Annotated in this window: 17 protein-coding genes and 2 tRNA genes; 7 read left to right on the forward strand and 12 right to left on the reverse strand. The window is 42.1% G+C overall.

What is annotated here, in order from left to right; genetic code table 11:
* Positions 1 to 413 precede the first annotated feature (413 nt).
* The 4 genes from ACS8FB_RS00300 to ACS8FB_RS00315 form a co-directional block, all read right to left on the reverse strand.
* Positions 414 to 743, reverse strand: coding sequence for a CopG family transcriptional regulator (locus ACS8FB_RS00300; protein ID WP_299216955.1), 330 nt, complete (start codon positions 741 to 743; stop codon positions 414 to 416).
* 237 nt (positions 744 to 980) lie between these two features.
* Positions 981 to 1,056, reverse strand: a tRNA-Asn gene (locus ACS8FB_RS00305).
* Between the two features lie 337 nt (positions 1,057 to 1,393).
* Positions 1,394 to 1,469, reverse strand: a tRNA-Asn gene (locus tag ACS8FB_RS00310).
* Positions 1,470 to 1,717: 248 nt separating this feature from the next.
* Entirely contained in the window at positions 1,718 to 2,920 is a 1,203-nt protein-coding gene (locus ACS8FB_RS00315) for a pyridoxal phosphate-dependent aminotransferase (RefSeq protein WP_439260474.1), read from the reverse strand.
* Between the two features lie 336 nt (positions 2,921 to 3,256).
* Between ACS8FB_RS00315 and ACS8FB_RS00320 the strand changes: the two genes are divergently transcribed.
* Together ACS8FB_RS00320 and ACS8FB_RS00325 are read left to right on the forward strand one after the other, a co-directional pair.
* Positions 3,257 to 3,811 carry an acyl-CoA thioesterase gene (locus ACS8FB_RS00320; RefSeq protein WP_299216935.1) on the forward strand — a complete coding sequence of 185 codons (555 nt, stop codon included), beginning with the start codon at positions 3,257 to 3,259 and terminating at the stop codon, positions 3,809 to 3,811.
* 155 nt (positions 3,812 to 3,966) lie between these two features.
* On the forward strand, positions 3,967 to 5,031 hold the full coding sequence (locus tag ACS8FB_RS00325) for a cation diffusion facilitator family transporter (protein ID WP_439260475.1): 1,065 nt from the start codon (positions 3,967 to 3,969) through the stop codon (positions 5,029 to 5,031).
* 160 nt (positions 5,032 to 5,191) lie between these two features.
* On the opposite strand, the gene dps is transcribed toward ACS8FB_RS00325, so the two are convergent.
* On the reverse strand, positions 5,192 to 5,674 hold the full coding sequence (dps, locus tag ACS8FB_RS00330; protein WP_439260476.1) for a DNA starvation/stationary phase protection protein Dps: 483 nt from the start codon (positions 5,672 to 5,674) through the stop codon (positions 5,192 to 5,194).
* A gap of 548 nt (positions 5,675 to 6,222) precedes the next feature.
* Between dps and uvrB the strand changes: the two genes are divergently transcribed.
* From uvrB to ACS8FB_RS00350, 4 genes are all read left to right on the forward strand, one after another.
* A complete protein-coding gene (gene uvrB / locus ACS8FB_RS00335) occupies positions 6,223 to 8,334 on the forward strand; it encodes an excinuclease ABC subunit UvrB (protein ID WP_299216926.1) in 2,112 nt (703 codons plus the stop codon).
* Positions 8,335 to 8,578: 244 nt separating this feature from the next.
* A complete protein-coding gene (locus ACS8FB_RS00340) occupies positions 8,579 to 9,631 on the forward strand; it encodes a pyridoxal phosphate-dependent aminotransferase (protein WP_439260478.1) in 1,053 nt (350 codons plus the stop codon).
* Positions 9,632 to 9,911: 280 nt separating this feature from the next.
* On the forward strand, positions 9,912 to 10,964 hold the full coding sequence (locus ACS8FB_RS00345) for a pyridoxal phosphate-dependent aminotransferase (protein WP_439260480.1): 1,053 nt from the start codon (positions 9,912 to 9,914) through the stop codon (positions 10,962 to 10,964).
* Between the two features lie 335 nt (positions 10,965 to 11,299).
* Positions 11,300 to 11,680 carry a hypothetical protein gene (locus ACS8FB_RS00350; protein WP_439260482.1) on the forward strand — a complete coding sequence of 127 codons (381 nt, stop codon included), beginning with the start codon at positions 11,300 to 11,302 and terminating at the stop codon, positions 11,678 to 11,680.
* A gap of 130 nt (positions 11,681 to 11,810) precedes the next feature.
* On the opposite strand, the gene ACS8FB_RS00355 is transcribed toward ACS8FB_RS00350, so the two are convergent.
* Both ACS8FB_RS00355 and ACS8FB_RS00360 read right to left on the reverse strand, forming a co-directional pair.
* Positions 11,811 to 12,197 carry a hypothetical protein gene (locus tag ACS8FB_RS00355; protein ID WP_439260484.1) on the reverse strand — a complete coding sequence of 129 codons (387 nt, stop codon included), beginning with the start codon at positions 12,195 to 12,197 and terminating at the stop codon, positions 11,811 to 11,813.
* Positions 12,198 to 12,385: 188 nt separating this feature from the next.
* Complete coding sequence (locus tag ACS8FB_RS00360) at positions 12,386 to 12,901, reverse strand: hypothetical protein (protein WP_439260485.1); 516 nt, start codon at positions 12,899 to 12,901, stop codon at positions 12,386 to 12,388.
* 292 nt (positions 12,902 to 13,193) lie between these two features.
* Here ACS8FB_RS00360 and recJ point away from each other — a divergent pair, with 292 nt between their 5' ends.
* Entirely contained in the window at positions 13,194 to 15,017 is a 1,824-nt protein-coding gene (gene recJ, locus ACS8FB_RS00365) for a single-stranded-DNA-specific exonuclease RecJ (RefSeq protein ID WP_439260486.1), read from the forward strand.
* Positions 15,018 to 15,047: 30 nt separating this feature from the next.
* Here the strand turns inward: recJ and ACS8FB_RS00370 are convergent, their stop codons facing one another.
* The 5 genes from ACS8FB_RS00370 to dapD all read right to left on the reverse strand — a co-directional run bounded on the left by ACS8FB_RS00370 (position 15,048) and on the right by dapD (position 19,497).
* Positions 15,048 to 15,713 carry a trimeric intracellular cation channel family protein gene (locus tag ACS8FB_RS00370; RefSeq protein WP_439260487.1) on the reverse strand — a complete coding sequence of 222 codons (666 nt, stop codon included), beginning with the start codon at positions 15,711 to 15,713 and terminating at the stop codon, positions 15,048 to 15,050.
* 24 nt (positions 15,714 to 15,737) lie between these two features.
* Positions 15,738 to 16,373, reverse strand: coding sequence for a trimeric intracellular cation channel family protein (locus tag ACS8FB_RS00375; RefSeq protein WP_439260488.1), 636 nt, complete (start codon positions 16,371 to 16,373; stop codon positions 15,738 to 15,740).
* A gap of 101 nt (positions 16,374 to 16,474) precedes the next feature.
* Positions 16,475 to 17,584: a multidrug resistance efflux transporter family protein gene (locus ACS8FB_RS00380; protein WP_439260489.1), complete on the reverse strand. Its 1,110-nt coding sequence runs from the start codon at positions 17,582 to 17,584 to the stop codon at positions 16,475 to 16,477.
* A gap of 33 nt (positions 17,585 to 17,617) precedes the next feature.
* A complete protein-coding gene (gene queE / locus ACS8FB_RS00385; protein ID WP_439260490.1) occupies positions 17,618 to 18,349 on the reverse strand; it encodes a 7-carboxy-7-deazaguanine synthase QueE in 732 nt (243 codons plus the stop codon).
* Positions 18,350 to 18,675: 326 nt separating this feature from the next.
* A complete protein-coding gene (dapD, locus tag ACS8FB_RS00390; RefSeq protein ID WP_439260491.1) occupies positions 18,676 to 19,497 on the reverse strand; it encodes a 2,3,4,5-tetrahydropyridine-2,6-dicarboxylate N-succinyltransferase in 822 nt (273 codons plus the stop codon).
* Between the last annotated feature and the right edge of the window lie 72 nt (positions 19,498 to 19,569).

The raw sequence follows: 19,569 nt of genomic DNA on the forward strand, positions 1-19,569 counted from the left end.
GTGTGCATAGCAAGCAAAAAAATAATTTCAACAGTGTTTTTTAATCTTTGTACAGCTTTTACTTAGGACTGACTATATTTTTTTAATCAACTCTATAATCGACGTCAATTAGAATATACCTTACTTCGGTAAATAGTATTAGGAGCCATCATTAGCTATTGTGTTAAATTATGCTTAATACTAGTGACTTATATAATAAAAAAGAAGGCGACAATGAGGGGAAATAAGAGGCAAAATATCGCAAAGTGGGATGGCAAAGTGAATGGTAAAGACAGTGGTGGAGAATAAAGTAAGTAGAATACTTTAAGTAAAAAAGTCGGTCGCTAAGTGACTAAAATACACTTAGCGACTGGCTTTTTTAGGGTTATCTTAAACTATCAATAACAACGATCAGCTCGATAAAAACCTCAGTGCTAGTCGTCGTTTTGTAATTCCGTCAACGGATGCGTGATACTATTATTGTGCGTAACCACGATCGCTTCATCGATGATACGTTGGCTGACACCACGCTTACGCAGAGTTTCGATGAAAACTTCATCATGCGCTAAAGTATAATCTTGATGATCACGGTCAAGACCTTGGCGAATATACAAGCGGATTAGCCCTTGAATACGTTTGAACCCAAGCTCTGATGAGGTTGCCTCTAGTAGCTCAATCATCTCTTCAGAAAGACGAATGCTGACTGGGCGCATGATTTTTTGCGGATGATCAGAGAACTTATTTTTTATGCGTACAGGTATCATAATAAACCATTACTTTTAGTGACTAAAAACAAAGAACTTCAACGAGAATGATAGTAGCTATTCATTTGCAATAAGTGCTTGAAGTCGTTACTTATAAACATTTTAGATAGCTGTCATAAACAAACAGTTATCAATACTACTTACCATACAACAAAACCACTGCAAAAAACACTACAGTAGTAAAAATAGCAACCATAAAAAAACCTTCATCTAATATTGATGAAGGTTTTCATTATATGGCTCTCCAACCTGGGCTCGAACCAGGGACACACGGATTAACAGTCCGTTGCTCTACCAACTGAGCTATTGGAGAATAAGCTGTGATAACGGCAAACCTACTGTACGTGTCTGACATAGCAAGCACTAAGCTCGTTTGCGTTATGTGGGGCACATTTTAGCCAAGTAGCTGTAGACTGTCAACCAAATAAATCATTAATCATGGTTATTTATTATAATTTCTTTTTTAATGAGATTTAAGAGATACTGTACGACGTATTTGACAGTTCTGATAAGCTGTTTTAGTCAATGATAAACATAAGACCTAGTATTATAGGTAGAGCACTCATAAAAAAACCCTCATCAAATCGATGAGGGTTTTGGCAAATGCCATAATTGAATTACAAATAATTCAAGATTTTACTACTAAAATGTGGCTCTCCAACCTGGGCTCGAACCAGGGACACACGGATTAACAGTCCGTTGCTCTACCAACTGAGCTATTGGAGAATAGGCTGTAAGTATGTAATGACTTACAACAAGCTTAGAAAGCCTCTAACGAGTTCTTGCTAAGTGGGGCGTATTCTAGCAAAGATAAAAAATACGTCAAGCCTTTTTTTGCATAATTAGTAAAAATTATCATTTTAATGATGTGATAGAGGGTTTTTATCAAAAAATACCATGAAAAAGCCACTCTATAGAGTATATAAGCGGCTTTTTTTGTAGAAGCAATAGTGGAACCAGCTGTTCATTGCAATTTATTCAGTAACGTCTAAATCAGCCACTGATTTTTCGATGCGTGATAAGGCATCTTTTAGCGTCGCTTCGTCCGTTGCGTAAGAGATGCGCATATAGCCGCCAAGGCCAAAGGCGTCACCTGGTACGACAGCTACGCCAACCTTATCTAATAACCATGCTGAAAACTCAGTACATGATGACAGACCAGCGGCTTTAATAAGTGGTTTGATTTCAGGATAGACATAAAAGGCGCCGTCAGGACGCAGGCAAGTAATGCCCTTAATAGCATTTAGACCATTGACGACCAAATCACAACGTTTCTCAAAAGCTTCTACCATTGGCGCAAGTACGCTCTGGTCACCGCTAATAGCAGCTTCGGCGGCGACTTGGCTGATAGAAGCGGGGCACGAGGTTGATTGTGACTGAACTTTTTTCATTGCGCCGATGAGTTTGGCAGGGCCACCTGCATAGCCGATACGCCAGCCTGTCATGGCATACGCTTTTGAGACACCATTTAGGATGATGGCACGCTCTTTTAGCTCAGGTGCAGCGTTTAAGATATTGTAGAACTTATCACCCGTCCAGCGAATGTGCTCATACATATCATCTGAGGCCACATAGACGTGTGGATGCTTCTTCAATACTTCCGCAATGGCTTTTAGCTCATCCAAAGTATAAATCATGCCTGTTGGATTTGATGGGCTATTTAATACCAATAGTTTGGTTTTGTCCGTGATGGCGGCTTCTAACTGCTCAGCTGTGATTTTAAAATCTTGCGACGCTGGGCATTCGACGATGACAGGTTTACCGCCTGCGATGATAACCATGTCAGGATAACTGACCCAGTATGGCGCTGGAATGATGACTTCATCACCTGGATTGATAAAGGCTTGAGCAAGGTTGAAAAAAGACTGCTTACCACCGACTGACACTAGGATTTCATTTGGCTCATAGCTGATGTCGTTATCGCGCTTGAACTTCTCGATGATGGCTTTTTTGAGTTCTGGTGTCCCATCGACAGCGGTGTATTTGGTAAAACCGTCATTGATTGCATCAATGGCCGCTTTTTTGATGTGCTCTGGCGTATCAAAATCAGGTTCGCCAGCGCCAAGGCCAATGATGTCTTTGCCAGCCGCTTTTAGCTCTTTGGCTTTATTGGTAATCGCTAGAGTCGGTGATGGTTTGATGCTATTGACACGGTCAGACAATTGCAATTCACTCATGGGAGATCCTTTTTAACTGGGAGGGAAACTGGTTGATCGAGACTAGTTGTATGGTGTTGTAATTATTGTCAATACAAGATAAAAGCATGTTAAATAAAGAATATACTACCCTTTATATAAGCTCTTATAACCTTGCTTTTAGCATTGTAGCATGCTGATATTGTGCTGTCTCAATGGTTAATAGGGGATGGGAGACTGATTTGGCTCCATGTGATAAATGTTATTAAGTTAAACATTGTTATGAGGGTAAGGGCTGTCACAAAACAGGTGGTTTGCGTTACACTAATGCAAATCACCTATACTACTTTTAACTGCTCATAGCGAAACGGGAAGATTATGCCACAACTAAACACTTCGTCAACAGCCAAAAAAGCGCCTCTAAATCATGAGCTGTACATGTCAGTACTGATGACACCTGATATGGCCAATTTCATTGGTAATGTGCATGGTGGCGATCTGCTAAAAATGCTTGACCAAGTTGCTTATGCTTGCGCCAGCCGTTATAGCGGTAGTTATGTAGTGACGCTCTCTGTTGACCAAGTGATGTTCCGTGAGCCCATTTATGTGGGTGAGCTGGTCACTTTTGCTGCAAGCGTTAACTATGTGGGTACCACCTCAATGGAGATAGGCATTCGTGTTGAGGCAGAGGATGTGCGCGCACGTACTATCCGGCATACCAATAGCTGCTATTTCACAATGGTTGCTATCGATGACAATGGCAAACCCAATCCAGTTCCACCGCTTGACATTAAAAACCCTATGCAACAGTGTCGCTTTGATGCAGGTTTGGCGCGTAAAAATTTGCGGATGGATAGCTCACAACGTCCTAGTTGCGATATTAACAACATGATTGAAAGTCCAGAAAATACGACTAACAGTAAACCTAAATAAGCCTATACCTCAGCTCAAAGCCCTTTGACATGACTCACTAAAAAGCTACTGATATTTTCAAGGCCCTATTTTAAGCTAAGCTGTTACCTACCATAAACAGCATGGCTCCTATAAAGTGCACATGCCTTATCACGTATCGTTTTATTGAGTTTAGTATGAGTTTAGAGCCGCCCAATACCAACCTACAATCCCATCCTACTGATGATCCCAACATAGTAAGTACGCGCACACGCGGTGTTGGGAAGTCTGATGATAATACTTCTGCATCCGAGCATAAGTCTTCAAGTTCGCTGACGACAGTACTAATCGCAGTTGGGGCAAATCTTATTATCGCTATTGCGAAGACGTTGGCGGCATTTATGACTGGTTCTGCATCGATGATAGCGGAATCAGCGCATTCTTGGGCAGATGCGGGCAATGGGACACTATTGATTGTCGCTGAAAAAAAAGCAGTGAAACCTGCTGATAGAAGTCATCCTTTGGGCTATGGTAAAGAGTCGTATGTCTGGTCGATGATTGCCGCTTTTGGTGTCTTTATGGCAGGCTCTATTGTATCTATTTATACAGGTATCACTGAGTGGAATGCAGCGGAGAGTGAGACCAACTATACCATTGGTTTTATTATATTGGCGATCGCTTTTGTACTTGAGGGGTTTTCATTAGTACAGGCTTATCTACAAAGTAAAAAACATGGTGAAGCAATTGATGTAAGTGCGATTGGTTATGTCGTTGATACGTCGAACCCAACGCTACGCGGCGTGTTTTTTGAAGACTTGGCAGCTGTGATCGGTTTGGTTGTCGCTGCTGCTGCGATGGGTATGCATGCCTATACTGGTCAGCCATTTTGGGATGCGCTTGGCTCTATCATTGTTGGTTTGCTTTTGGGCGCAGTCGCCATATTTTTAATCAGTCGTAACCGTGACTTTTTAGTAGGCCATAAAGTCTCTGATAAAATGCATCGTTATGTGCTAGGCAAACTACTTGAACATCCAGATGTCGATAGCGTGTCGTATTTACATTTGGAATGGGTCGGTCCCAAAAAAATATTTATGGTGGCAGCAGTAGATATTGCAGGCAATCAACGCGAAGAATCTCTCGCTCGTAAGTTTGAAACTATCGAAAATCAATTCCGAGCCAATCCACTGTTCCAAGAGGCTATTTTAACCTTATCAGTACCTGACGCTGAAGTTTTGAGTTTAGAGAGTAGTGAGGCTGTTTGATATTTCTGATAACTTTCATAACGAGTGACAACGCATTCCTAATGCCTCACAACGAATGACGAATTAATGAATCTCTGACGCTCAGTAGGTAGATATAAAAAAAGGGTCACTTATTTAAAGTGACCCTTTTAACTTTAAGATAATACTTATATGCTAAATATTATTTTTTTGGTGCGTTAGCACCGATGAACCAAGCATCTTTATCGATAATACGACTGACTTCAGTAAATAAGTCCGCTGTATCTTCGTCACCAGCTTCTCCAGCAGTATCAATGGCCTTGCGTAGCTCTTCTGCAATCTTCTTATAACGATTGGTCAACTCACGAACATGCTGATCAACTTCAGTAATGTCAGTAGGGTAAGTCTCTAGTACGGAGTCTTCAACGACACGTTTTGAGATACCGTTCGCTTTACCACCTAAAATAACAATACGTTCGGCTACAGTGTCATATGCTTCTGTTAAACGCTCGTAGGTGTCATCTAACAATTGATGCACACCGATAAAGCCAGTACCTTGTAGATTCCAATGGCACTGTTTGCTATCCATGCTCAAGTCGATCAAATTGGCTAAATTAGAGTTTAGCAAATCTACCATTTTTTTCGCTGTATCATCAGTAATACCGCTTGCGTAACGTTCTCTCATATTTTACTCCATTATTTAAATTTATTTTGCTGAGTTTAAAATTTTAAGACGAATTGTTCTTTATTAATATTTTCTTAAACAGCTGTCTCACGTTAGCCTTTGTGTTTTATCTAAAAATAATTCTAAGATTGTGACGATTGATTTGTGACAATCTATTAATAAGATTAAGATAATGACTAACGCTTCGCTTGAGTGTTACCAGTCAATTCATAAACGATGATAGCAGTTTACATGAATGATTGAACCCTCAAGCGTTATGCTTTATTAAGTGGTCGTGTAATGACTTTGTTAATCGTGAAAAGCTTTGTAAATTTGGTCGTAATTAAAGGTACTGTGACTAGCATTATCAGCTCAAATTTTCTCTATCTACTATTAACGAATATGAGTCTGTCGAAAGTTGATACTTCGAGGCCCATTTTTAACAGTTTGCTCAATCATAATGTTAGTACACCTGCTATCTATAACTAAGGATAAAACTTACTATTATCCTTTAAAAAGAGCAGTTTAACCCCCATATTATTTTAAACTTAACGAGGAAGAAAGCCATTATGCGAATGCCTGAACCGCGCTCGTCGCGTCAGTTAAACCAATTGGCCACTCAGCTCCAAGGCGAAGCTGAAATCGTTGGTGTCAATGCGTCTGGGACGCAAATATCAAGTCGCGCCTTTGAGATGGTCACCGATTTTGAGCCAGCGGGTGATCAGCCGCAAGCGATTGAAAAACTGGTCAAGGGTATCGATAAGGGTATGGATGAGCAGTTGCTACTTGGGGTGACCGGTTCTGGTAAGACTTATACTATGGCTAAGGTCATCTCCGAATGCCAACGTCCAACCATTATCATGGCACACAACAAAACCTTGGCTGCCCAGCTATACGGTGAGTTCAAAGCGTTTTTCCCTAATAACGCGGTTGAGTACTTTGTCAGCTACTACGACTATTATCAGCCTGAAGCTTACGTTGCAGCGAGCGATACCTTTATCGAAAAAGACAGCGCCATTAATGATCATATTGATCAGATGCGTCTATCAGCGACACGTGCGCTACTTGAGCGCCGTGATGCTATTATTGTGGCTTCAGTATCGTGTATTTACGGTTTGGGCGATCCAGAAAGCTATCTAAAGATGCTGTTACATGTCGTGGTTGGAGACAAGATAGACCGTACTGCAACCATTAAGCGTCTGGTCGAGATGCAATATACACGCAATGAATTAGACTTTGGACGTGGTACTTATCGATTGCGCGGTGAGCTATTAGATATTTATCCTGCTGAATCTGAGCAGTTGGCTGTGCGTGTGCATCTGTTTGACAATGAAGTCGAAAAAATCACATGGTTTGATCCCTTGACAGGTAAAACCGTACGTAGCGTACCGCGCATCACTATTTATCCAAAATCTCATTACGTAACCCCTCGTAATAAATTAGAAGCAGCCAGTCATACCATTCGCGAGGAGCTTGAGCCGCGTTTAGAGTATTTCCGTGATAATAATAAGTTGATTGAAGCTCAGCGTCTCAAAGAACGCACCCAGTATGATCTTGAGATGATTCAGCAGCTTGGCTACTGTAATGGTATCGAAAACTACTCGCAGCACCTCTCCGGTCGCCCCTCAGGAGAGGCGCCGCCGACTTTATTTGATTATATTCCAGAGGATGCGTTATTGTTCCTCGATGAATCGCATGTGACCGTTTCGCAAATTGGCGCGATGTATAAAGGCGATAGATCGCGTAAAGAAAACTTGGTCAATTATGGTTTTCGTCTGCCAAGTGCGATGAATAATCGTCCGATGAAGTTTGAAGAATGGGAGCGTATCAAGCCCAAAACCATTTATGTGAGTGCCACGCCTGCGTTATATGAGCTTGAGCACAGCGAACAAGTGGTTGAGCAAGTGGTGCGCCCAACGGGTTTGATTGATCCAGAGATTGAAATTCGTCCCGTGCTCACGCAAGTCGATGATGTGTTATCGGAGATTATCAAACGCCGCGAAAAAGATGAACGCGTACTGATTACGACGTTGACCAAGCGTATGTCAGAAGATCTGACCAGCTACCTTAAAGAGTATGATGTCAAAGTTGCCTATCTGCATTCGGACATTGATACGGTTGAACGGATGCAAATTATTCACGAGCTGCGTACTGGCGTACACGATGTGTTGGTCGGTATTAACTTATTGCGTGAAGGTTTGGATATGCCAGAGGTGTCGTTGGTTGCGATATTTGACGCCGATAAAGAAGGCTTTTTGCGCTCGGAGCGCTCCCTTATTCAGACTATTGGCCGCGCTGCGCGTCACTTAAATGGTAAAGCCATTCTGTATGCCGATCGTATTACGCCAAGTATGCAAGCGGCGATAGATGAAACGGATCGTCGCCGTGACAAGCAAATTGCTTTTAACCTTGAGCACAACATCACACCAAAAGGCGCGCGCCGTAGTATCACGGACAAGATTGACACGGGCGAAAGCTTGGATGCCAATGACAATCAAGTGATTCCGATTAAGAGTCATCTGCCTGATGTTGATATCAGTATCTTGCGCAGTCCTGATCTGCTGGCTAAAGAAATCAATCGTCTTGAGAAGCTTATGAAGCAGTTTTCTCGTGATTTGAAGTTTGAGGATGCAGCGAAAACAAGGGATAAGGTATTAGAGTTAAAAGCGCATTTAATCTAATAGTTTATTTAAACCGTAGTGAGTATCCGTCTTATTTAGCGGTTAAAGGATAAGTTGCATCTTTGCAATTTATCCTTTTTTATTGGCTGCTAAATGCTTGAAAGTAGAAAGGTTTCTGTGAAATATAACTAATAACTAATGTTTGGGGTTTAGAAAACTTGTAATCATACCAAATGCCACTTAATATGATATCAATCATCAAATTTGATTTTATCTTCCACTGATATTTAGGCGTATCGTTCCTATGCATAATAATAAATTTTTGGAGTTAAACGCGAACGAAAACTCGCTCGGCATGTCAGATTCTGCCAAACAGGCCGTTACAGAGTCTCTAAGTGCAGGTTTTCGTTATCCAGACAATCCACGTGCTGCACTCATTAACAAAATTGCCACTATGCATAATGTGGCAGAAAACCAAGTCTCGTTAGGTAATGGCTCGACTGAAAATATGCGAGCTACCATTCAAATGCTGCAACACAAAGCATTTAAAGAGGGCAAAGAGTTCCAAATGGTAATTCCTGTGCCAACGTTTGATTGTGCTGAGATGTACGCAGATTCTATTGGCGCCTTGGTAGTCAAGATACCTTTAACGGCCGAAAATTATGATTTAGACTTACAGAATCTGCAAAAAGCTGCTGATGAGTTTGATGGAATTAGTTTACTTTATCTTTGTAATCCTAATAATCCGACAGGGACTATTACCTCAACGGCCAAGCTTAAAACTTGGATAAGTAACGCACCAGACAACCATTACTTTTTATTGGATCAAGCGTACTTAGAATACGTGACAGACCCAACCTTTGAAAGTGGATTTGAGTGGGTAAAACAAGGATTGTCAGATAACCTTATTGTCATTCATACTTTTTCAAAGTTATATGCTTTAGCCGGTATGCGAGTGGGCTACGCGATTTCTAACCCACAGGCTATCGCTGCTGTTGAAGCGTTTATGTCTATGGATAACACCAACTTGTCAGGTGCGGTCGCTGCTCTTACGACCTTAGATGATATAGATTTTTTGAAGCTAAGTTCACGCACAACTAAACAATCCCGTCAGATGGTTGAAGCAGCATTAGACGAGCTTGGACTTCGCTATTTACCTTCACAGACCAACTTTATTTTTCATGAAATCAAAGGAGATTTGCGCACATATATCAATAGGATGCGTGATAGTGGCATCAAAGTAGGTCGCGAGTTTCCTCCTGTGACAGGGTTCAACCGCTTAACACTTGGCACACCTGATGAGATGACAGTATTTATTAAAGTACTAAAGTCATTTCGTGAAAAGGGCTGGGTTTGATTAATGGTTTAAAAGATTAGTGCGTTTAACAGGACCAATCAATATTGAAAAAGGTGAGGTGCATAAGTTGCGTCTCACCTTTTTTATGGCGTGTTCAAAACTGAAAAATGCTCTTTTGACCATATTAGTTACTCTAGAAGCTAGGTAAAATTGCTTCCAGTAGCACTCAATTTTTTTAAAATAAATCAATAGGAAGAAACCTTGTAATCAGATGCAATGCCACTTAATATGACACCCATTCACCCCATCACCCACCTTCAAATCAGGTCTATTATCCATTGTGCATACTTATAACTTACTAGAGTTAAACTCTAACGAAAACTCACTTGGCATGGCAGACTCTGCCAAACAAGCTATCTTAGAATCTTTTGATATCGGGTTTCGTTATCCAGACGATCAGCGCGCAGCTCTTATTAATAAAATTGCTGAGGTCAACGGCGTAACAGAAAGCCAGGTCTCACTAGGCAACGGCTCCAGCGAAAATATCCGAGCCGTCGTGCAAATGCTACAAACCAAAGCTTTAAAAGCAGGCAAGCAATTTCAAGTCATCGTGCCTGATCCTACTTTTGCTTATGCAGAATTGTATGCACTCTCTATCGGCGAGTCTGTCGTAAAAGTACCACTAACGCCTAACAATTACGATTTAGATTTTGACAACCTGCAAAAAGCAGCTAATGAATTCGATGGCATCAGCTTGTTTTATCTTTGCAATCCTAATAATCCAACGGCAACTATCACTGTAACGGACAAGCTAAAAGCCTGGATAAAAGATGCCCCAGCGAATCACTATTTTTTACTGGATCAAGCTTATTCAGAGTACATTACCGACCCAAGTTTTGAGAGTGGGGTTGAGTGGGTAAAGCAAGAGCTATCAGCTAATCTGATCGTCGTTCGTACTTTCTCAAAACTATGTGCGCTGGCAGGTATGCGCATGGGCTATGCCATTGCCAATCCGCAAACGACCGCTGCTATCGAAGCTTTTATGTCCATAGATAACACCAATTTATCAGGTGCAGTGGCCGTCATTGCGACCCTAGATGACGAAGAGTTCTTGGCGCGCAGCTTACGCATTACTAATCAATCACGTGAAATGGTTGAGGCGACACTAGACGAATTGGGTCTGCGTCATTTGCCTTCACAAGCCAACTTTATTTTTCATGAAGTTAAAGGCAATGTAAAAGTCTACATGGACAGAATGCGAGAGCATGGCATTGTGGTCGGACGCGAGTTTCCACCAATTGAAGGTTTTAGCCGCCTAACACTTGGCACACCTGATGAGATGGCGGTGTTCATTGAGGTATTAAAGTCGTTTCGTGAGAAAGGTTGGATTTAGTTGACGATGTAAAAGAGATTAATTAGCACTAAAATTAATACTTAAAAAGGTGAGTTGCATGGTTTGCAGCTCGCCTTTTTTATGTAGTTGTTATTTGATAGATATACTGACTAAACTCATCTGACTTTTATAAGCTAACATTTGTAAACCTACTTTAATATCAAGGCTAACGACTGCCTTTCACCATTACCAACTGCAAACGCACAATTACATTTTTTGTCTTAAAAACAAAGTAGACATCTTATAATATAAAAAATAAGACAGGGTTTGGGTCATGATTGTATTTATGATTATGACCGTTTTACTGACAATAGACACAAAGGAGTATTTGACAGATGGATATTAAAGACATCTTCAAAAAAGAAGTAGAAAAACAGCTGCTCGATGTAGAAGATTACATCTTTACGCCTGAACGTATTGACATGGCTATTGATAATGGTGAGCTCAATTGCGTGTTGAACAGTGATGGCTCTGTAAATATGTTTTATACCAAAGAAGGCATTACAGATGTGCGGGCCGCAGCGCGAAAGCATCCCTTTACTGCGTTTGAAACTGAGCTGCATCATGGTATTTATGATGATGTGATTGAAGATTTAGTCGATGGCGTAAACGACATTATCAGCAGCCATTCTAAATATTTCCGTCCGTCTAGGGTCTTGCCTATGGGTGCTTCTTTAGGTAATGACGGGGTAATTACAGATGCTGATAAATACTAGACAGTAAAAGCTAAACAGAATAGACGTTAGAAGTATCAGATGCTAGAGAGGTTAAACGCTAGTAATTGCCAACACCCAATGTGCTTATTGATAGAACACATTGGGTTTTTTGCTTAAATGAATGGAACACTTATTGAGTGAAGCTTGCGTAGCAAGACTGCAACGATTTGGCAACCACACGTGTGACCAGCTGTGTTCGGTAGGCTGGGTCAATGGCAGCATTACCTAACTCAACGATAGTAACTTGCTGCGGAGCTTGCTCACTGACGCAGCCACAAACCTTACTTTTTACCGCTTCTTCTTGTGTTTCAGTCATAGCTGCGCTTGCAATACGCCAAGCACTTTGATTTTCAATTTGACTACGGCATTGGTTGTCAATAGCGGCTTTAAACACGTTCATACCGATTTCATTGGCGGTACCTATTGCAGTGTTTGCATTGGTATTGGTCCCTGTTGTTGTACATCCAGCCAAGGTCAGTGAAGCAAGAAGCGCAGTTGAGGCTAGGGTTTTTTTCATGATTGTTCCTTCAAGGTGTTTAGTAGGGTCTAAATTGAGGCACGTTAGACTGCATTTATGAATCACTAATAAAGCCTAACGATATATTTTGGCTGATTAAGAACTAAAAAACCAGCTAAGATAAAGTATCTTAACTGGTTTTATTTCATCATTACAGTGAGTTGAGTATTCAACAGTCTCTAATGGTTTTAAACATTTTTACCGTGTTGTTTATTCTGAATATCTTTTGCCAGCTTGTAGCATTCGTTGATATGGTCAGTCGCAATTTTTTTGAAAATCATGTAGCCCATCGTAGCTGCTACCATCTGACCGCCAAGTGGAATGAACTTAGTGACTTGTTTCGCCGCAATACGACCACCGAAGCCTTGTACGGTCTTTTTGACAATACCGCGCGTTGCCATAAGTCCTGCAAAATCAACAGTACGATCTTTTAAAGCGCTCCAATGGATTGCCCGTGAATCTAAATCTACCGCTGACTCACGTCCTTCAATCAGACCAAAGCGTTCGCTAATTTCAGGTAACAACTGGGTAAGCATACCAGCATCAACTGCAACATCAAAAAATGGCACAGGGACGACCGCTACACCAGCAGAGTATTTGGCACGCTTTTTGACCAATTTTTTACATTCTTTTTTGACTTGTTCTAAGTCTAAGTTTGGATCGATGGTATTTGGTAGTTTTTCAGCTGCTGGAGTGGTTTTCATAAAGCTTCCTTATAAAAAATGAAAAGTTTAACAGATAACAAATATCTCAGATGGTTACCATTTTATGGATTTATAGTCAGCTTACAATCATTGCTTTGTATCAAAATGCAGAAAAACACACTTACTATGCACAGTTTTTGTAAAAACGTAAATTCTGAAATATAAATTTGGGTTAAAATCATTAAAGAGCATGGGCAAGTTAAAGCGTATAAATTGCTATAATTATTTATTATGTACTCAATCGTTATAAATTCCCGTTGTGACCCTTTGTGAAAGCCAGTAGAATACGGCTATGCTAAATTTGACCCCTCGTTATACCAGCACTCGCATCGACGAGCTGCCCTCTGCCTTGCAACCCCTTGCTACTCAATCGCTTACGCTTGCACGTTTGTATGCAGGGCGCGGTATTACTGCGCTTGATGAGCTTGAAACGGGTTTGTCTGGACTACTACCAGCTGAGAGGTTGCACGGCGTTACCGAAGCGGTGCGTTTATTAGATATCGCCATTGATGAAGGTCAGCGTATTCTTATCGTTGGCGACTTTGATTGTGATGGCGCGACCAGTACTGCGCTGATGATGCGTGCGCTCACCAAGATGGGCGCGGTCGTTGATTTCTTAGTACCAGATCGCTTCAAATATGGTTATGGATTGACACCTGAGATTGTCGAGTTGGGTATTGAGACTTATAAGCCCGATATGATAGTTACTGTTGACAATGGTATCTCAAGTCATGAAGGGGTTGCCCGTGCGCAGGCTGAGGGCATTATCGTCATTATTACCGACCATCACCTTACGACCAAAGAGACACCGCCTGCTGAGGCCGTAGTGAATCCTAATCAACTCGATTGTGATTTTAGCAGCAAAGCATTGGTAGGGGTCGGCGTGGCGTTTTATGTACTTGGACGTTTGGCAAAACTACGGCGTGAAGCTGACAAATCTACCATCCAAGTCAGTCAATATTTAGATTTAGTGGCACTTGGTACGATCGCCGATGTTGGCGTGCTTGATAAGAATAACCGTATCTTGGTACATCATGGGCTAAATGCCATTCGTCAAGGGCGCTGCTGTATAGGTATCTTAGCCCTGCTTGAGCAAGCGGGTCGTGACCCTAAACAATTACATGCACAAGATTTCGGTTTTGTTTTGGGTCCGCGTATTAATGCCGCTGGGCGTATGGACAATATGCGTATCGGTATTGAATGTTTATTGACTGAGGATTGGGGCACTGCCCAGCGCCTAGCGCAAGAACTTGAACAGCTAAATCGTACGCGACGTCAGGTAGAAGGCGAGATGCGCGCGCAAGCTGATGGCATTGTGCAGGCATTGACGGCTGATACAGACAACGATAAAGATAACAATCAAGTTATTCACTCTGGTAGCCCTATTAACAACAAATCTAGCCGCTCTAGCAAGCGTAGTATTATTTTATATCAAGACGATTGGCATCAAGGCGTCATCGGTATCGTTGCTGGACGTTTAAAAGAAAGTCATTATTTGCCCAGTATCGTTTTCGCACCAGCGGATACAGAGCGTACTGGAGATGATGATGCGATCAAAGGCTCAGCGCGTTCAATTGCTGGCGTACATATTCGTGATGCCATTGAGCAAGTAGCGGAGCGCTATCCTAATTTAATCAGTCATTTTGGTGGTCATGCGATGGCGGCAGGTTTGACTATCAAACGTAGCAACTTTGATGGTTTTGTGACGGCGTTCAATGAAGTCATGGCAGAGGTGGACAATACAGTATTCGCCGAGCAAAAATTCACCGATGGGCCATTACAGGCAGGCGATTTTAGTTTATGGTTCGCAGAGCATTTAGCACATGCCAGTATTTGGGGTCACGGGTTTGTACCGCCGATATTTGATGGTGTATTTGAAGTGTTAAGCTTCAAAATCTTAAAAGACAAGCACCTTAAACTGTCGTTGCGTTATCCTGAAGTGCAATATCCGATTGAGGCGATTTATTTTAACTTTGATAGCAGCGCTTGGGACTATCGCGCCGAAAAAGTGCATTTGTTATTTCAGCTAGATATTAATGAATGGAATGGCAAACAAAGCTTGCAGCTTATGGTGAGAGATTTGGCACTTGTAAAAGAGACGGTAGAAGCAGGCTAGGGTATTGAATAAGCTTGTCATTGCATATCTTTAATACTTCCATTCGAGGGTCGGAAACTGCCAGTCATAGCGAATGGCAAGCATCCTCAAGGTAAAGATAGTTGTCATAGCAGAGATATCAGCAGCCCAATCAGCTACGCCTAGATTCTGCAACGCAAAGTAGAGAATACCGCCCGTCAATGCAGCAGTAATATAAATCTCTTGCTGGAGCACTAACGGAATCTCATTACAGATCATATCGCGAATGATACCGCCGACAATGATTGTAATGACGCCCAGTAACAACGCCACGGGGACATTGGTTCCCATACTATCGGCAACCTTGATACCGATTAAAGTAAACGCTGATAAACCAATCGTATCAGAGAGTTTTAAAAACTTATCGACCCGTTTTGAATTGGGATGGAAAAATATTTGCATCGCTAATGAAGAGATAGTGATAACCGTAAGGTAACTCATGTCCACCATCCAAAATAACGGATGACGATCCAAAATCACATCACGTACCGTACCACCGCCAATTGCCGTCACTATCGATACCAGTAAACAGCCAAATACATCGAAGTTTTTATGTTTGGCCAGTATCGTACCAGAAATACTACAAGCAATAATGCCGATCATATCAAACAGATATATCAAAGAGCGTGGGTCAAAAGTGGTAATCAGTTCCGTAGGGTCCAATGCTATCGTTAACATGAGAAAATCTCACTAAAATTCATTCTAATCAACCAAACGAATAGAAGGCAGATGCCAATCAAAGCGCAATGCTAGCATCCGTACTGCAAAGATAACACCAAGCATGATAAATTCATTGAGTCCTGCATCTACACCTAGGCGCTCAAGTAGTAAATAAGTTACTGATCCGGCGATACTGGCAGAGATATAGATCTCACGCTGTAGCACCAGTGGTATCTCATTACAAATAATATCACGTAGCATACCGCCGATAATGGCGGTCCAAACTCCCATCATAATGGCAACGATCGGAGACACATCTTGGTGTAAAGCAACTTTAAAACCAATGACGCTAAAGGCGGCTAAACCAATGGCATCGAAGAGCTTGAGCGCGTTATCGATCTTATGATACAAATGAAAAAAGATTTGTAGAATCAAGGACGTCACGGTAATGACAATCACATAATTGAGGTCGGTCATCCAAAATAAAGGATGGCGATCTAATGCCATGTCACGTATTGTACCGCCGCCAATCGCATTAACCATCGATACCAAGATGCAACCAGCAATATCGAAGCCTTTATGCTGTGCAAGTAAGGTTCCTGCAATCGCACAGGCGATAATACCAACCATGTCCAATAAATATAATAAAATATCAGGAAAAATCAAATCATTAACCATGGTTATATTACCAAATCATAAACATCAAAATGGTTGGATGTTTTTTGAGCTGTTGTTTTATATATGATTTAAACGAAATTCGCCTCATATTAGATCGTCGTTTAGCCATCTTTAGCAAACAGTATCAAACCTACGATAATAAGCACAATACCAAACAAGCCCATGGCTGATGGCAGCGGATTACCCAGCAAGATCATACCACCGATCAGAGCAAAAATAATCTCACTGGCTTGGGTTGAGTCAACGCCCGCCACCTCACTTGACGTGACTGCTTGTTCGCGCGCATACAAAAAAAGACTGGTCGCCGCTACGCCTGATAATAGCGCAACCAGTAGGGTATTAAACACCTGCGCGCCACCCGGTAACTCAGGACGCACTATAATGCCTAATACCAACCAAAATGGCAAACTACCCACAGTCATTAACCATACTTTGTTAAATGCATTCTGTAATAGGTCTGTCTCGATAACCGGAATACAGCCGATCAAGGTTTGTAGATTGGAGGTTTTTGTAGGGGCATGATTGATGCCATGCTCACTAAGAGCGCTCGAATCATCATGAGCACTGGCCAATAGGGCGGTCTCAGCACGCATAGGATGTGATGACTGCTGGTCAGCTTGCGTGTTGGCCTTGTATTGCTTGGCATTATAAGAAGCCTGCCAGACCAACTGATTGCCAATGGGGTAGCTAAACGCGGCAATCAGTGCTGGGAGCGCACCGTACAGCAACATTTGTGTCAACGGGATGGTATTGGCATTATTGGGGGCATGTAGACCTTCGCTGATATTAACCAACACCACGCCAGCAAATACTACCAGCGCATAGACGACAAATTTTTTATCAAAGCGCTGACCAAAGGCCAGTAACACCAACAGGCTAGATACCACCGTAAACATAAAGGTTGCGGCCACTACCCAACCACTGGCATGGTCACCTGCATAACAGATGCCTGTATAAAACACACCAAAGCCGATACTGCCAGTGATACACCAAAATACCCAATGCTGTCGAAAAACTGACCACAGCGCGCTGATGCGTCCCATGCCGTGCTGAATCGCAATCATTACTGTTAGCAATAGCAGCATAAATACATAGCGCAGGCTGGCTGACCAAAACCAATGACCACCAGCTGCACTCATCAGCTCATTTAACACAAACGTTGAGCTAAAAAACGCACCAGCCAGTAGGCCTAACAAAATCAATCTGACCATTCCTGTGTCCTTACAGTAGGCTTTAATTATGAGTTATTTACCTTTGGCATCTGCCCAAATTATCTTATGTAATTGCAATTGAAAGCGTACTGGCAGTGCATCAGCGAGCATCCACTCTGCCAGTTCACGAGTTAGTACTGGCACGTCAGGGCTAGCCTCTTCACTGGCATCATCTGCTACATTAAACATAGGTGAAAACCAAACGGTATCGACCAATGTATCAAGCTGATGCTCAAACAGCATCGCCTTTGCCCAATCGTAATCAGTGCGATTCATAATGACAAACTTAATTTGATCATGCTGAGTTAAGTGGTCAAGATTTGACCATAGGTTTTTATCAACCTCCCCTGAGCTTGGCGTCTTAAGGTCCATGACTTTACTGACCGCTGGCGGTACGTTTTCTACCGTGAGCGCACCTGCTGTTTCAAGAGAAATTTCATAGCCGCCGTCTAATAGGCGTTTAATCAGTTCAATGGCATTTGGCTGCGCTAAAGGCTCGCCGCCAGTAAGGCAAATGCGCTTGCAAGGATAACCTTCAATCGTGGTCATAATGGTTTCTAATGCTTGACGTTCACCGCCGCTAAAAGCATATTCAGTGTCACAATAAACACAGCGTAGCGGGCAGCCAGTCAGGCGCACAAATATCGTCGGTAAGCCGGAGGTAATCGCCTCGCCTTGTAGGGAGTAAAAAATCTCTGTCAAGCGCAGGCCTGCGGTCGGGTCAGTGACGGGAATATAAGTGTTTCTTAGAGAAGACTCATTCATAGTATTATCAAACAGAATAAGGTGTCGATACCGTGGTTAAACGTCTCAAATATACAAACTAAAAATAAAAAATAGGCTAAATCAGAGAGGCTGTTACCATATGGTTATCAGACAATATAAAAATAAGACACAAGAGAGCTGACAAATTTAGGGACTTGGCAAGTGACATGTGCAAGTTGGTTATTACTTTTTAGATAGGATAGGCATATTTTATGCCGAATTATAGCGTAAGATGGCTTATTAAGCTGCAAAAAAGATGCTGAAGCTTATCTTCAGCACCTTGATGTTTCTCTTGGCTATCTGGTTAAATGCTTTTATAAAAACGCTTATGCCAAGCGTAATAGCTCGTTAACTGAAGTTTTAGCACGTGTCTGCGCATCTACTTTTTTGACGATGATAGCGGCATATAAGCTATATGTACCATCTTCAGAAGGTAGTGAGCCTGGTACAACAACTGAACCTGCTGGTACACGGCCGCGATAAGTCTCACCAGTTTCACGATCATAAATACGCGTAGACTGACCGATATAAACCCCCATAGAGATGACAGCGCCTTCTTCGATGATCACGCCTTCAACGATCTCAGAGCGCGCACCGATAAAGCAATTATCTTCAATGATAGTAGGATTGGCTTGTAGTGGCTCAAGTACGCCGCCGATGCCTACGCCGCCTGATAGATGCACGTTTTTACCGATTTGCGCACACGAGCCAACCGTTGCCCATGTATCAACCATCGCCCCTTGATCGACATAAGCACCGATATTGACATATGACGGCATCAGTACCGCACCTGCAGCGACAAATGAGCCTTTACGAGCGATTGCTGGCGGTACAACGCGAACGCCAGCTTCTTTAAACTGCGCTTCAGACCAATCGGCAAACTTAGTGGGTACTTTGTCATAAAACTGTACATGTTCGCCAGCTGGCATGACATAGTTGTCGTTAAGGCGGAATGATAGCAAGACCGCTTTTTTGGCCCATTGATTGACGACCCATTCACCATCCTTTTTTTCAGCGACGCGTAGGCTACCGTTATCAAGCTGTTCTAACACTTGCTCAATGGCGGTGCGTACGTCTTGTGGCATCGTACTTGGACTGTATTCGTTACGGTTTTCGAAAGCTTGCTCGATGGTTTGTTGTAATGACATAAAGGGTTCCTAAAATTAGTAAAAGGGAAAGTTTGTAAGGAAATAAGGACGTTAACTTAGACAAAAAACATA

The organism is Psychrobacter sp. 1U1 (genome assembly GCF_051847535.1).
Classification (GTDB): domain Bacteria; phylum Pseudomonadota; class Gammaproteobacteria; order Pseudomonadales; family Moraxellaceae; genus Psychrobacter; species Psychrobacter saeujeotis.

Coding starts and splice junctions, on each gene's coding strand:
- ACS8FB_RS00300 (WP_299216955.1), bottom strand. CDS start 743: ATGATACCTGTACGCATAAAAAATAAGTTCTCTGATCATCCGCAAAAA.
- uvrB (WP_299216926.1), top strand. CDS start 6,223: ATGCGAATGCCTGAACCGCGCTCGTCGCGTCAGTTAAACCAATTGGCC.
- dps (WP_439260476.1), bottom strand. CDS start 5,674: ATGAGAGAACGTTACGCAAGCGGTATTACTGATGATACAGCGAAAAAA.
- ACS8FB_RS00360 (WP_439260485.1), bottom strand. CDS start 12,901: ATGAAAACCACTCCAGCAGCTGAAAAACTACCAAATACCATCGATCCA.
- ACS8FB_RS00320 (WP_299216935.1), top strand. CDS start 3,257: ATGCCACAACTAAACACTTCGTCAACAGCCAAAAAAGCGCCTCTAAAT.
- ACS8FB_RS00325 (WP_439260475.1), top strand. CDS start 3,967: ATGAGTTTAGAGCCGCCCAATACCAACCTACAATCCCATCCTACTGAT.
- ACS8FB_RS00375 (WP_439260488.1), bottom strand. CDS start 16,373: ATGGTTAATGATTTGATTTTTCCTGATATTTTATTATATTTATTGGAC.
- queE (WP_439260490.1), bottom strand. CDS start 18,349: ATGAATGAGTCTTCTCTAAGAAACACTTATATTCCCGTCACTGACCCG.
- ACS8FB_RS00370 (WP_439260487.1), bottom strand. CDS start 15,713: ATGTTAACGATAGCATTGGACCCTACGGAACTGATTACCACTTTTGAC.
- ACS8FB_RS00350 (WP_439260482.1), top strand. CDS start 11,300: ATGGATATTAAAGACATCTTCAAAAAAGAAGTAGAAAAACAGCTGCTC.
- dapD (WP_439260491.1), bottom strand. CDS start 19,497: ATGTCATTACAACAAACCATCGAGCAAGCTTTCGAAAACCGTAACGAA.
- ACS8FB_RS00380 (WP_439260489.1), bottom strand. CDS start 17,584: ATGGTCAGATTGATTTTGTTAGGCCTACTGGCTGGTGCGTTTTTTAGC.
- ACS8FB_RS00340 (WP_439260478.1), top strand. CDS start 8,579: ATGCATAATAATAAATTTTTGGAGTTAAACGCGAACGAAAACTCGCTC.
- ACS8FB_RS00355 (WP_439260484.1), bottom strand. CDS start 12,197: ATGAAAAAAACCCTAGCCTCAACTGCGCTTCTTGCTTCACTGACCTTG.
- recJ (WP_439260486.1), top strand. CDS start 13,194: ATGCTAAATTTGACCCCTCGTTATACCAGCACTCGCATCGACGAGCTG.
- ACS8FB_RS00315 (WP_439260474.1), bottom strand. CDS start 2,920: ATGAGTGAATTGCAATTGTCTGACCGTGTCAATAGCATCAAACCATCA.